Genomic DNA, 14,528 nt, shown 5'->3' with positions numbered 1-14,528 from the left:
GACCCTATGCCCGCCAGGAAACGAACGGCACAGCATCGTATTTACAGCACTTGCTTTCTTGGATCATCCTGATAAGAGAATACCGATTCCAAAGGCATGTTGAAGACGATCGCGATACGAAAGGCTAGCTCCAGAGAAGGGGAGTAATTATCTTTCTCCATCGCTACGATGGTTTGTCGTGTCACTCCCACTTTTTCAGCCAATTGCTGTTGAGTCATTTCATTATGATTGAATCGTAAGCTGCGAATGTTGTTGCTAATAAGAGATTTGCCCATCTTAGACTCCTTTCCGATATAGATAAAGCTGTGTGACGATTCCAGCTAGCTCTGCCACAAAGCCGGAGAAGAAAAGAATAATGAACATGGCGGAGGGCTGCATATTCATTACCAAAGACGCCATCGCGAGAACAAAACCTAGAAGAAAAACATAATGTGAAGTTTTTGTGGCTTTCAATTCAATTAATTTGTCTAGCTCATCAGAAAATGCTGGATCCTTTTCCTTCGTTGCAATGGTGTTGATGATGCTGAACATAATATGAATGATGATTTTGGCTACGATCGACACGGGAATTAAGATTAAGATAGCGCTCCCCCAGAATCGAAAGGTTTCTGTTTGGTTTAAGGCCACCTCTTGGTACCTTTGCAGCACATACACAAAATAGATGGTTGAAATCAGTACGGTGCTCATTAAGGATACGATATTCTTTTTTTCTTGATAAGACATCTTCATTCCTCCTGTATGATAATCTTTACCTAAAGTAAAGTATTTCAAACTTAATGTAATATATAGTATACATTGTGTCAATATTAATTTACATTTTTAGGCGCAATCCTCCCAGCTTTAATTGGTGGTCGGGTAAAGAATAGACCATCGTATACACCTTATGAAGGCTTATTTAATCAGCTTAACTAGCGAGGATATGACAAATCAGGAACGGATACCCCAATTCGCAACCCACGGATACAAACAGGCTAAAGCCAATGGTTTTTCATTTTCTTAAAGCTTTTTGGGCGATTTCTAATTGCTTGCATCGAGCTGCATATCCTCACTGAAATTTACCAGCTTTTAAATAGCATATAACTATCATATAATAGTAGGTAGTTATGTTTATTAATCATGGTGTTGCACGATGATCAGGATACGATTGATACAGAAAAGGTTTGTGACTAGGACGGAATGAGGCTTGTAGTGCAGCCTGAGCAGGAGCGCCTATATCTTTTCTTCAAATATTAGAGTGTTAGGAAGGTAAAAATGAGCGACAGACAAACCAAAACAGACGTTATCTTAATTGGTGCCGGAATCATGAGTGCGACTTTGGGGTCCATGCTGAAAGAGTTAGTACCTGACTGGAAAATTACAGTGTTTGAGAAGCTTGCAAGCGCAGGAGAAGAGAGCTCTAACGAATGGAACAATGCGGGAACGGGACATGCGGCACTATGCGAGCTGAACTACACGTCAGAAAAGCCGGACGGATCTGTAGATATTAGCAAAGCGATCAATGTGAATGAACAGTTCCAGGTTTCTATGCAGTTCTGGTCTTATCTAGTAAACAGCAACCTGATCCGCAATCCTCAGGACTTTATTATGCCATTGCCGCATATGAGCTTAGTGCAAGGGGCACAGAACGTAGCGTTTTTAAAAAGACGCTTTGATGCGATGACAAGCAATCCATTGTTTCAAGGGATGGAATTTTCCGATGACCCGAAGAAGCTGAAGGAATGGATTCCGCTAATTATGAATGAGCGTACTTCGAAAGAACCGATAGCGGCAACCAAAATCGACACGGGGACAGATGTCAATTTTGGTGCTTTGACGCGCATGCTGTTCGATCACCTAAAGACTAAAAACGTCGATATCCAATACAAAAAAAGCGTTAATGACATTAAGCGTGCAAGCGACGGCACATGGGAATTGAAAGTGAAGAATGTCGATACAGGAACCGTAGAACGCCATAATGCCAAGTTTGTTTTTATCGGCGGCGGTGGAGGAAGTTTGCATTTACTGCAGAAATTCGATATTCCTGAAGGAAAGCATATTGGAGGATTTCCAATAAGCGGGCTCTTTATGGTATGTAACAATCCGGATGTCGTTGCCCAGCATCATGCGAAGGTGTACGGTAAAGCTGCGGTAGGCGCTCCGCCGATGTCTGTTCCACATCTGGACACTAGATTTATCGACAACAAAAAATCTTTGCTATTCGGACCATTCGCCGGTTTCTCGCCCAAGTTTTTAAAAACGGGTTCTATGTTCGATTTGATTACTTCTGTAAAGCCTGATAATCTTTTAACGCTGCTTGCGTCTGGTGCCAAAAACGTCCCATTGACAACCTACCTGATCCAACAAGTCATGTTATCGAAAGAAAAGCGTATGGAAGAGCTCAGAGCGTTCGTGCCGAATGCCAAAAGCGAGGATTGGGACCTATTGGTAGCCGGGCAGCGTGTACAGGTGATTAAAGATACGCCTGCGGGCAAAGGCACCCTTCAATTTGGAACCGAGGTGGTCAGCGCTGCTGATGGCTCCGTAGCTGCTTTGCTTGGCGCTTCGCCAGGCGCTTCTACTGCCGTTCACGTAATGCTTGAGGTCATTAACAAATGCTTCCCGCAGCATGTTAAAGCGTGGGAACCGAAATTAAAAGAAATGATTCCTTCTTACGGCCTATCACTCATGAATAATCCTGAGCTGTTACATGAGGTTCATTCCTCAACAGCCCAATCACTTGGTCTGAGCAGCGTACCGCAACCCGTTACACAGGCTTAGTTCTACGTTTTTATAGCTAGCGTGCCCAGCCGTATTGGTTCCTATTCGCCATGGAGTGGATAGGAAGGCCACTGCGCTCAGCGGCACAATAACGAGTAGCGTCCATAAATACGGACGCTATTTTTTTGCGTGCAACGGCACACAGGTCTATTTCTATTTGAAGGCACTAGACAGGAGCACGATCAAACCTTCTCACCCCCCCATATGCTGAAGAAAAGGGGGGATATGATGAGTTATCACAGCACAACAATTAAGAGCAAATGGGTAAAAACGAAGTGGCTGCTTAAGAACGCAAGTATAAGAAAATATGTTCCTCGAACCTTGCTCTTTAACCGAAGCAATCTAAGCACTCTTCTTTCTCAGCATTCAACGGTATTTTTCAAGCCTACCGGCGGAACAGGCGGATTCAATATTGTACGCATTAAAAAACGGGACCATGGCTATCAGGTGCAGCATAATTCACAAAAAAACCATTGCGCCACGAAGGATTCCCTCTATCATCAATTGCAGAAACGAGCGAAAAACCGTTCTTATCTCCTGCAGAAAGGCATCAAGCTGGCTACTGTTAAGGGCAGACCATTTGATATCCGCGTCATGGTTCAGAAATCGAATGACGGCGTATGGAAGAGCACGGCGCTTTTCACGAAAGTAGGCATGCCGGGCAAAGTTGCGACAAACTACCATCAAGGCGGCGAGCTGGGTTATTTCCGGACAACGCTGTCTAGGGCAGGATTCAGCCAGTCAAGCATCGAACGCAAGGAAAAGGAACTTAAGAAGCTTGGCAAATCGGTCGGGAAATTATTTGACAAGCATAGCAGAGGGTTCCGGGAGCTGGGACTCGACATTGCCCTAGACAGTAAAGGAAACGTTTGGATTCTAGAGGTGAACACGAGACCTCAGTTCTATCCTTTGAAGCATCTGAATGATAAAACACTGTATCGTAACATTATGGCTTATGCCAAGCAGTATGGAAGAAAAAAATAAATGGATTACTTAGCTTCAGCCTAGAATGTCATGATAACTAAAATTTTATAAGTGTAACCCAAAAAGACTCCGCTCGCATATTGGGCAATTGTCTTTAATGACCATGCTGCAGGAGAAGGATTCGTCCATCTGAAGGACAAGGCGGGCGCCAACGCGAGAAAATAAAGTTGAACATTGGAAGCATCTGAATTCTTACTTGTAGAAATATTCGTATATAGAAAAAGAGCCAAGGGATGTATGTCTCCTTGGCTCTTTTTTGCGAGCAGCCATATGACTATACAAAGGCTGAGAGTGCTTTTTAAATCAATTTTGTTAGTTGGACGAGTATTTAATTTAATACCGATTGTTCCGCTGCTTTCATAAGCTCGTGAATTTTGCGCGCCGTATTGACGTTTCGCACAGTCACCCGCTGGTAGAGCTTTGTTCCGATAATTTTGTTCATACCGCTTTTACCCGCGTTTTCTCTATCATACGACCAAAGAATAGCGCCATTTACATAAATAACGCGGTCGACTTCGGGCTTGATAATTAACTTCTCGAGAACAGACTCTTCATTGACATCATCCCATAAATAAAGCACGTCGCTTTTCATGCTTGGGTTATTCGCCCATTCGATAGGCAATGCATCCATGATCGTTTTAATGTCCTCTAATGATCGAATCATCACTTTGATGGACAGGCTGAAGTCGCGAAGGATAGCCTCCTCAAGCAAGGCGGAGAGCTGCTCAGCGGTTCGAGTATTATCTGTGAAAATAATATTACCCGTATTGATGTAGGTGACGACCTTTTGCAAGCCGACTTCTTCAAATGTTCCCTTGAGGAGCTTCATGTCTATTTTATTGTTGCCGCCAACGTTGATGCCTCTCAATAATGCTACATAAACCATCTTCATTCCCCCATAACGATATTGAATCGCTGAAATATATGGAATAATTATACGGGGGAGAGGGGGGAGTAAACAACCAATCCTTGAAGATTGCCGAAGGAAGGAATGAACGTTGATACTTTTTTGATTCCTATGGGACAACAACAGTCTTGAGATTCTAATTTGAATTTTAAGCTTATTGTTTGTGTCTGCTGCTCAGTACCTGTCAATAGTCGCGCTAGTACTGCTGCTCTCACATATGGCTGTCCCTGCAAGCTCTTCAGCTTGTCAGCTGTTCCGGTTACAACGACGCCCAATAGACGGACGTCGCTTGTGTCCGGTTGCTCTTTGTTATTACGCATATAATCGTATATACGCTTGTATTCCTGCTTATATTTTCCGTTTGTGCGCAGACCAGATTCCACAGCTTCAAGAAAGTCTTTTTCCGAGATATCATTATAATCGTGCTGTACTCCGAAGCCGTATACTCTGCTCGCCGGATCGGGGAAAGGGTTCACAATGGACTCGTCCGGCATTTTGTGGGCAATGTATGGTTTCATATCCGAATAGGTATCAACCCAATACCACACGGGATGAACATCTGATGGAAGCATCGCCTTGATTTGCTCTAAAGTATAATTCCTATCGAAGGAGAGGGCCAATTCTACTAACTTCCGTTCATCCATGTCATTAAGTTGTGGAATCTCATTGAGATAGTTTTCGTATTTTACAGCGGGAAGGTAGAACATCATCTCACGCTCGCCGTTGTAGGGATTGAAGGGCCGATAATAATGAAATCCTTCCTCCTGCATGACCGGGTCCAATAGGGACAGGTCTGAGTAATGAGGGCGTGAAAAACTCCCCCAGGAGCTGAACTCGTAGGTTTCCTGATCCCAGATGACCGGAATCCCCGCTACAAGCTTGTAAGTTTGGTATTCAAGCGTTCCACGTAGAAAACCGTACTTAATCTTTGATCCTGATCTATAGAGATTGGGACCGCTTATTTTCTTAAACATTTCGATGTCGCGCAACGTATTATCGGAGCTTCTGTACTGTAATTGCAAATTGGTGAACCATCCTCCCCCAAGAATAAGCAAAGTAACCGCTAAAGAGATACCGGTGTTTCTCCAAATCGTTCTACGTCGGGCCTTCTTAATAAGGCCCGATAGGGTAGCTTCCTCGTCAAAGCTTGAAATTTTATCATTCATCGTATAGTCCTCCATATCTTTTCTGAAATTGCTTGCGTGCCCGGTATAAATATGTCTTCACCATCTCCTCGCGCATACCTACTAAGTTGGAGAATTCGCGATAGCTGAAATCAAGTGTTATATAACGTCCTAATGGACAATATGTATACTAGCCTTGCAACAAAAGATGTTAACCCGGTAGGAAATGAGGAAGATCGCTAGTGAGCGGGTTTTGCGAACTTAGCTTCTATAAAAAATAAGGAGCAGCTGCCGTGGCACGCTGCTCCTGTACATGGCCTTAAAGTTGTCCATTCGTTCAATAAACGCTGAAAAATCTACCTTTGCAGTTCGCAATCGAGCTTTAGAACTGAACTTGCACGTTCTTTCTACGTATCTTCACTCGAAAGCTCCTATATCAATCGTTGTGCCGTTTACTCGCGGTTTTTCGTCAAAGTCATACGTATGCTTCAACTCGCGATCATTATAGCCTCTATCTATGGCTGGAGAGCCAGGCTGGAGATGGAGATCAAAGCTTTCCGGATTTGAAAATTTCGGATCAGCAAACAGCGAGTGAGCATCCTGACCGGTACCAGATTGATAATCAGCCAACCCGCTATAGGTTTTATTTTTCCATACCCACGCAGCCTTTGTTCCCGCGTCGGGCGTGAAATACAAATTATAATCAACGACATTGCCAGTATTCTTCCTGTATTCATTGTAAATCATCATGTTCCCGGAGGCTGCTGCTATGATGTTGTTTTGTATGAGGTTGTTGCTTGTATCGTATTGGATGAACAGCTGCCCGCTGCCAGTGCCGGAGGTATCATTGTCGTAAATGGTGTTGTTGACAATACGGCTGTCAGTCGTAGAGCCGCGCTGCTTATCATAGCCGCCGATTGCGACTCCTGTCAGCCGGTTGCTATGAATGATATTGCTGCGAACGGTAATACCGCTCGTCGCTTTGCCTTTATGCTCGGAGGCGAGCTCAATTCCAATATCGTTGCGATAGCTGAGATTACGCTCTACGACAATATTTTTCCCGCCATCGATATATATGCCGCCTGCCGCATTGCTGTCATTTGGCAGCTTTGTTCCATAGGACGGATTGTGGTTCGATGAAATGTTATACACCGTATTCCCTTGTATCAGTCCATCTCGCGCTTGATCGAATGCGGGGCTCGGTGCGACGCCTTCAAAGCCGATGATATCGATTCCGATATTGTCATTATCATAAATACGGTTATTCAATAGGATGAATTGCTCGACGTTGCCGTTCAGCACAAGCGACTCACTGGACCCGAGCACCAGATTATGCAGCTCATTGTCTGCAATAGTCATGTGATGAAGAGACTTAGGAGCCTTTGTTCCGTAGAGGGCAATGCCATGGGCATCACGGCCAATCAATCCCTTGCCTGTAGGAGCAGCCGTATTCTGAATGCTGTGAATGTTATTGCTTATGAGCTGTATATAGCCCCCTGCGCCTTGAACGAGAATGCCAACGGGAGCAGCATCGCTCGAACGCGACTTGTAATTCCGAATTTCCAAGCCTTTCACTTGAATATAGCTAGCATCGTTGACGGTGATGATTCCTTCCAAGCCCTCTACTGTGAGGCCTGTTCCGTCGAGTACCGCCTTCTCGGATTCGTAATTGGAATACGTGATCGCCCCTTTGGCAGCAGAGCCGGATCGGGTAATGACGAGCTTCTGCTTATAGACACCGCTGCGCAGATATACCGTGCTGCCGGGTTCCGCAAGATCCGCAGCATGCTGTACCGTTTTCCATGGTGAGTCAATCGTCCCCGCATTAGAATCACTGCCATTGGGCGCAATGAAATAGGAAGCCTGCTCGGCGGGAATGAGTGGCGCTTGATTCTCCCTTATGAACAGTTCAGATAACGTTAAGCTAAGCAAAAAAAGCCGGATGAGTATCGTGATTAGCATCATTGTTCTCCTTAATGAATGGATAGATAGAGTTAGCTCTCCCTATATACTAACAAATTTCCGAGCACGGTAGTAATCAGCTGCGAACCTTACAAAGTTAATGCAACAAATTTTGAATAACGATTTCATTGCGAGCATGATCATTTAAGGTCTCTTAGCAGCAACGATTGTCCAAAAGAATACAGACGACAAAAAAACAGCTTACAAGGTTTCCCGAGTAAGCTGTTCTTCGTTATTTTGATTTAATTACCAGTTGTTTCCGGACACTCTTACGACAGTGAAATTCGGACTTTTGTCTTCGCCATAGATAGCCGCAACACCTGCGTTATTCACTTTCACATTGGTGAAGCTTGCTTGCCCGATAACAGGTCCTTGGCCTTGCTCTCCTCTGGCTACAAGCTTGATCCCGTAGCGGGTCGGGTTGTTGATATTGACGTTCTCTACGCGAACGTTCTGCATAGCGAGGTTTTCCGGCGACTTGGTCTGGAACATAAGGCCAAAGTAAACCGGGTTATTGATATCTACATTTTTTACCAAAATATTTTTGAACGTTCTGTCTCCGCCGAAGAACCAAATGGCGCCAAAGTTTTGATAATCATTGATCTTGTCATCCGCGCCGACACTGGTCCAGAAGTCTCCGCCCGTACGATCCAAAGTTACTCCGTCGATTACGGTATCCACATCGCCAAAGCCTAATGTGTTATAGCCGAAGCTTAAGCTGCTGATCGTGATGCCCGGATAAGTCAGCGTATCTGCTCCGTAAAGGTTCTGGTAGAGGTTATCCGAACCGCCGTATACGGCAAAAGCGGCTGCGCGCCTTACGCACGTAGCGGTGAGATTGATGTATCTGTTGCCAACGTTGTAGGAGCCGCCGGCATCTACCGCGCTGAATAAGGCGAAGGCATCGTCTCCGGCACCTCTGGAATAGTTGTTGTCGATGACGTTATAGGACGAGCCGTTTGTCATGTTGATGCCATCTGCAAATGTGTTTTTGATCCGATTGTCCTTGAACGTATTGTAGGAGGAGTTGACGCCCCAGTACAAGCAGATGAAATGCTCGACCCAAATGTTCTGAACGGTCACATTCTGCATGCCATTGCCATCGATGAACTTGCCAGGGCCGTCAGTCCGGTAAATATAATTGCCCCATGCCGACAAGTCTTTAATGGTTGAGCCATTAGCGGTAGCGCCGATATTGAAGCCGACATCCGTGTTGGATTGATCCTGCGGCGCAACTAATTTGGTATGCCATGGACCGGCGCCTACGATTTCAGTCGCGCGTCCGTAGAGGAAGATTTTACTGTTAATCGTCCATTGGCCGGCAGGAATAAAGACTCCTTTTTTCGTAGCATCCTGTCTGAATTCATTGAGCGCTTGCTCAATGGACTTGGAGCTGGAAACCTCGACGTACTTACTCGGATCAGGATTCGAAGCTGGAGGCGCTACGTTCTCTGTCTCGATCATGTCGACATAGATCCATGGCACATCCCCGGCATCCTTTTGAATTTTGATTTTTGTGCCTGCTGGATATACTTGGTCAAGCATAAGCTGAGCGTCTTCATAGAGCCAATAGGCGGTTAAGCCTGCTCCAGGCGCATTGTCATAGCCTAGTCGGCCAAGCGTGCTAGGTGTCGCATACAAGTAGGAGAACTTGGATGTAACGGTGAATTTGCCTTTACTCACGCCGTCAGCATAAATGCTGATAGTACCCGTCGTATTCTCGGCTACCGCATTGCGGAGAACAAACGCGTTAGCCGCAGAACCGAGCGTAAACTCTACATATTCGCCTGCGGCATCAAGGTGTACGGCGGAACGGCCTGAGGCTTCACCTGCAAAGTCGCCTGGCGTGAAGTTTGGAGCCAGCTTCGTGCCGTTTGTCGTGTTGGAGGATGACTCGGCTTCAACGATAGCAAAAGGCATATTCGCTCCGCGGCCCACATACAGGTTCGCAGTGCCCGTATTGTTGGCTTGCTTGATGTTGATTTCGTTTGCATCGACTGCAACCGTTGTCGTTAGCGTGTAGCTGCCATTCGCCGCTGTCCAGCTTCCCACATTCACGTTGGCTGATTGGCCGGCAGCCAGCGTCCCGCTGTAGGAGCCGGTTAAGGTTTGAACAGTCGTGCCGGCTGCATTTTTAAGAACGGCTGTAATCGCATGAGCGCCGCCGGCAGAGGCGATGTTTCCTTGGTTTTTAACATTGACCGTAAAAGCAACGGCATTGCCTGCGCTAGGATTGCTTGGGTTCCATGCAGCAGTTGCAACGAGGTCCGAGCTGGAAACTGGAGCAACGATCAGCGAAGCCGTGCTGCTGTAAGAATTATTGGCCTCGTTCTGCTCGACAACGGCGTTGCCCTCGTCAACCTTTGCGCTAACTGCATACGTGCCGGCGTTTTTCGTCCCCGCATTCAACGATACGGTAGCCGAAGCGCCAGCTGCCAGCGCACTGACAGGAGCAGATCCGGCAAGCACATTGCCCAAATAAAAGTTAACGGTTGACGCAGGCGAGCCTAGGCTTCCGTTATTTTTGACCGTTGCGTTCAACGTAATCGCACTCGTCTCAACAGGAGCCGATGGCGTCCATGACATACCTGTAATCGTCAAGTCTGGATTCGGTGCAGGCGTGCCATATATCTCAAACTCAGCCACTTGACCTGCAGACGAGCCGGTGTTGGCCGTAATGTTCAGCCTAACTTGCTTGGCGGTAGCCGAAACAGGAATGGTTACGGTGTTGCCGCTGGCAGGGTTGAACGTATAGGCTGCTGAGGAAACCAGGTTGGTGAATGCAGCGTTATCCTGATTGTTGGCCAGCACTTGAATGGTTTGGGTGCGAGCACCCCATTCACTGGATGGATTCAGCTTCACGACGATTGAAGTAATCGTATGATTGGAGCCAAGATCAACGGTCAGCTGACTCGGATTGCTTCCGCCTTCCCAGTATGTAGCCGTATTGCCGTCGTTTCCATTTGCAGCTACAAATGTGTGAACGGTAGAGGAGGAAGTGATCGATTTACCCAAAGCTAGGTTGCCGCCAGTAGGAGGCGTCGGTGTTATTGTCGGTGTAGGTGTAACAGTCGGAGTTGCTGTAGGTGTTGGCGTAGCTGTTGGTGTTGAAGTAGGGCTAGCAGTCGGAGCGACCGTAGGAGTAGGCGTAGGCACCGCAGTTGAAGGCGCTACTGCGATTTGGTCTAAGTTGACGTTGCCCGAATCGCTGGAGTCGTACTTGTATGCAATGGTATTGTTGCCGGCGTTAAGCGATAAAGTCTCGCTTTTTGTCCCCCAAGTATCCCAGTTCGCTAGGTTGCCAAGCGCAGTCTGGCGAATTTTTGAGCCATTGACATAAATGCTCAGCGTACGAGAGCTGCCTTGAGCGTTGCCGTATTTCAATGTCACATCGTAGTTGCCTGAGGCAGCTGCGTTGACGGTGAAGGTAGTCGTTGCGCCTTGGGTCCAGTAGCCGTCTACAAAGCCGGTGCCCGAGAAGCCGGTGTGATCGGTGTTCACTTTCGCGCCGGATACAAGTGCAGCATTCTCAGCTTGATAGGTGCCGGAGGGTGCTGGCGTAGGAGAAGTGGTAGGAGTAGGCGTAGGTGTTGTTGTGGTGCCATAGATTTCGAATTCGGAAATTTGTCCACCTTGCCAGCCTGTATTAGCCGTTATGTTCAATCGAACGTAGCGGGTGCTCGTTGCGGCAAAGCTGATTGTCACAGCGTTGTTGTTGATAGACGGATTGAAGGCATAGCTCGTCGAGCCAACAATATTGGTGAACGTTGAACCATTTGTACTGCCTTGAACAGCAAGCGTTTGTGTGCGCGTCTCCCAGCCAGCCGGAAGCTTCAGTATAATCTGATCGATGCTGGTGCTTGCGCCAAGATCGACTTGAATCCATTGCGGATACGCATTGTTCGTACTTTCCCAGTACGTGCCCTGGTTGTTGTCATTGACATGGCCTGCGACATACACATCGGCATGTCCGCTGGCTGTTACCGTCTTGCTCAGAGCAAGATTAGGCCCCCCGGCGGCAGAAGCGGCGGGAGGGTACAGCGTGAATTGCGACAGAAGTATGACAAAGGCGAGAAACAAGATAGCGATTGGGTTTTTACTTAGCATTTTGCTCATTGGATACATAAAGTGCCTCCTATTAAAATGATGTCCAACCCATAATTAATGCGCTTACATTTCTATGCAGCTTCGTCCCCCTTATGCAACCACCTCCCTTATAATCACGATTAAGAACGCAAAGAAAACCGATATTTATTAAATATTGGTTTTCTAAATCGTTAAATAACATGGAATTTCATGCAATTTTTGTATGATCTTATATCCTTAGCATAAATGAGTTGCACGGCTTGCTGAAGATGTATTCCTACGTATATCATGTGTAATCTTATGGTCTGGGCTGGACGGGCTAATGATGAAATGAGGTTCGATAGGTGAAGCTAGTTAAGGTGCTTGGAATGTCTTGGATTCCTTGTTTGATGCGGCTTCTATCGATCTTCACTCTTTACGCTGAGAATGAATATCAATATAATGGGAGTAAAGGAAGCAATGGATGGGGGCCAGTAAACGGCGATGAAGCTGAATGATCATATTGCATTTTGGAACCAGGCTTCCATTAAAGTATTGGATATTCGCTATGAGGTGCTGGAATCGGGGGAGGAGCTGCAAAGCTACCGTCTGCCGGCCAGTGCGTTTCTTTATGCACGAAGCGGACATGCCCAGGTAAGAATGGATGACGCGCTGCAAACAGCGGGACGAGACCATATCCTGCATGGCGGCCGCGGTGCAATCCTATCGTTGTTAGCGGAGGAAACCTTTGAATATTATTTGATTCTATATAAAGCCGTTTTGATGCTGCCAGCCTCTAGCAAACGAAGCCGTCAGATCGAGAGAGACAGCTTAATTCAATATCCCTATCGTTTCGTTCCTCTTTATCCATTGCCTTTGCTGGAGAAAATAGAGCGCATGCACGAAGATTGGATGATGAACAGTCCGCTCGATGCTTTTCACGCGAGGACGTTATTCTATCAATTTGTTCATGAGCTGTTCGGACAAATGCAAAGCCAAGGGATCAATCAGGTCCAGCCCGATTTGATGGCTCAAGTACTGCGTTACATACAGGATCACTATATGAAGCCGGTCACATTAGAGACGATAGCCGGGCAGTTTGGCTGCAGCGTCAGCTATTTGACGAAGCTGTTCAAGAATCGAATAAATGAGAGTCCAATTCGGTTGCTCAATCGTATTCGAATGGAGAAAGCCGCAGGTTATTTGATACGCTCCAGCCATTCGCTTCAGGCCATTGCCGAGCTGGTTGGCTACCCTGATGCGCATACATTCAGCCGTAGTTTTAAGAAAAGCTACGGCCTGCCTCCCGTACAATTCAGAGCGAGCTATCAGGATGTGGATTCGGTATCAGAATTGCCCATGCTTCATATGAAATCTGCCCTTGTTACTTTGGATTCTCGGTGCTATAGTGTCAAGGACTACGAGAATCATTATCATTTAGAGCTACGAGGGGGAATACATGTGAAGAAAGTAAACAAGTCGGCTTCAATAGCAACAGCAACCTTGCTGTTATGCCTTACCTTGCTGATTAGTGCTTGCTCCAATGCCACGAATGCCGTTAATACGAATGCAGGGACGAACGGGAATGCTGCTTCAAACGCCAGCCAGGAAGGTTCGGCCGAGACTGCGAATCCAAGCAGCGCTGCGGCGACCAAGATCTATGCGGACAGCAAAGGAGAGGTTACCATACCAGCGGAACCGAAACGTATTGTTGATCTGACGGGAAGCGCGATCGGCAATTTGCTTGCACTGGGCGTTACGCCTATTGCGGCAACGCAGGATGCGCTGCAAAGCCCCTATCACAAAGACAAGCTGACTGATGTCATTGATATTGGCGCAGAACCAAATATCGAGGCTATATTAGACTTGGATCCGGATCTAATCATTACCTTTGATTATATCGAAGATGCCCAATATGAGAATTTGGCGCAAATCGCGCCGGTGGTCAGACTCAAGTATGGAGCGGGAACGCCGCAGGAGCTGTTGGTGGAATTCGGTAAGATCACGGGCAAGAAAGAGCAAGCGCAGCAATGGATCGAACAGTGGAATGCCAAGATTGCCGAGGTTAAGCCGAAGATCGCGGAAGTTGTGGGAAACAAGACGGTGTCTATTCTGCAGCCGTTTGCCAAAGGCATTTATGCTTGGGGAAATAAAGGCGGTCGCGGCGGCGAAATCATTCATGGAGACCTAGGGCTTAAAGCTCCTGCCATTATTCAGGAAAAGCTGATTGACGGAGCGGAGTTCGGCGCGAGCTTAACGCTTGAGCTGCTGCCTGAATACGCAGGGGACTACATCTTTACAAGCAATTGGGGATGGGATGACGGCGATTCCAATGTCGTTTACGGAAGCGAATTATGGAAGACGCTGCCCGCTGTGAAGAACAATCAGGTTTATTTTATTGATGAAAAAGGCTCGTATTATAACGATCCGCTTTCATTAGACGCGCAATTGAAGTTTATAGTCGACAGCTTTCTAGGGAAGTAAGGCAAATGACCGTTTAATGCGGAGGAAAGCTGATTTTTTCAATGCAACCCTATTTCCGAAAATAGTTTTAATGCCTGAAGAAAACCGTGCAGCCTTGATGCTGCGCGGTTTTTTATGTTTTCCGGCAGCTGCTCTTTCACTATTCTTTTATTCACTGCTGTTAATATAAACACGGTGGGAGTCTAGCGGGCAAGACGGGGGAGAAGAGGACCTTCGTCGTGAAATGCGAGTCATGCTTCTAGAAA

At 46.7% G+C, this 14,528-nt stretch carries 9 protein-coding genes; 3 read left to right on the top strand and 6 right to left on the bottom strand.

Features of this window, described 5'->3' with window-relative positions:
* Positions 1 to 41: 41 nt before the first annotated feature.
* Both FHS16_RS20060 and FHS16_RS20055 read right to left on the bottom strand, forming a co-directional pair.
* Complete coding sequence (locus tag FHS16_RS20060; protein ID WP_183566706.1) at positions 42 to 275, bottom strand: helix-turn-helix transcriptional regulator; 234 nt, start codon at positions 273 to 275, stop codon at positions 42 to 44.
* A gap of 1 nt (position 276) precedes the next feature.
* Complete coding sequence (locus FHS16_RS20055) at positions 277 to 723, bottom strand: hypothetical protein (RefSeq protein ID WP_183566703.1); 447 nt, start codon at positions 721 to 723, stop codon at positions 277 to 279.
* Positions 724 to 1,251: 528 nt separating this feature from the next.
* Here FHS16_RS20055 and FHS16_RS20050 point away from each other — a divergent pair.
* Together FHS16_RS20050 and FHS16_RS20045 are read left to right on the top strand one after the other, a co-directional pair.
* Positions 1,252 to 2,757: a malate:quinone oxidoreductase gene (locus tag FHS16_RS20050; RefSeq protein WP_183566700.1), complete on the top strand. Its 1,506-nt coding sequence runs from the start codon at positions 1,252 to 1,254 to the stop codon at positions 2,755 to 2,757.
* Between the two features lie 228 nt (positions 2,758 to 2,985).
* The gene (locus FHS16_RS20045) at positions 2,986 to 3,741 is read left to right on the top strand and encodes a YheC/YheD family protein (protein ID WP_183566697.1); all 756 of its coding nucleotides are present in this window, start codon (positions 2,986 to 2,988) and stop codon (positions 3,739 to 3,741) included.
* 328 nt (positions 3,742 to 4,069) lie between these two features.
* On the opposite strand, the gene FHS16_RS20040 is transcribed toward FHS16_RS20045, so the two are convergent.
* The 4 genes from FHS16_RS20040 to FHS16_RS20025 all read right to left on the bottom strand — a co-directional run bounded on the left by FHS16_RS20040 (position 4,070) and on the right by FHS16_RS20025 (position 11,859).
* Positions 4,070 to 4,627, bottom strand: a complete 558-nt coding sequence (locus FHS16_RS20040; protein WP_183566693.1) for a DUF1697 domain-containing protein — start codon at positions 4,625 to 4,627, stop codon at positions 4,070 to 4,072.
* A 47-nt stretch (positions 4,628 to 4,674) separates the two neighbouring features.
* Entirely contained in the window at positions 4,675 to 5,814 is a 1,140-nt protein-coding gene (locus FHS16_RS20035; protein WP_183566689.1) for an anti-sigma factor, read from the bottom strand.
* A 375-nt stretch (positions 5,815 to 6,189) separates the two neighbouring features.
* Complete coding sequence (locus tag FHS16_RS20030; protein ID WP_183566686.1) at positions 6,190 to 7,734, bottom strand: right-handed parallel beta-helix repeat-containing protein; 1,545 nt, start codon at positions 7,732 to 7,734, stop codon at positions 6,190 to 6,192.
* A 246-nt stretch (positions 7,735 to 7,980) separates the two neighbouring features.
* The gene (locus tag FHS16_RS20025; RefSeq protein ID WP_183566683.1) at positions 7,981 to 11,859 is read right to left on the bottom strand and encodes a discoidin domain-containing protein; all 3,879 of its coding nucleotides are present in this window, start codon (positions 11,857 to 11,859) and stop codon (positions 7,981 to 7,983) included.
* 444 nt (positions 11,860 to 12,303) lie between these two features.
* Between FHS16_RS20025 and FHS16_RS20020 the strand changes: the two genes are divergently transcribed.
* On the top strand, positions 12,304 to 14,283 hold the full coding sequence (locus FHS16_RS20020) for an AraC family transcriptional regulator (RefSeq protein WP_183566680.1): 1,980 nt from the start codon (positions 12,304 to 12,306) through the stop codon (positions 14,281 to 14,283).
* Positions 14,284 to 14,528: the final 245 nt, after the last annotated feature.

The sequence above is a fragment of the Paenibacillus endophyticus genome, assembly GCF_014192395.1.
GTDB lineage: Bacteria > Bacillota > Bacilli > Paenibacillales > Paenibacillaceae > Pristimantibacillus > Pristimantibacillus endophyticus.
This window is presented reverse-complemented; position numbering and strand designations above follow the sequence as displayed.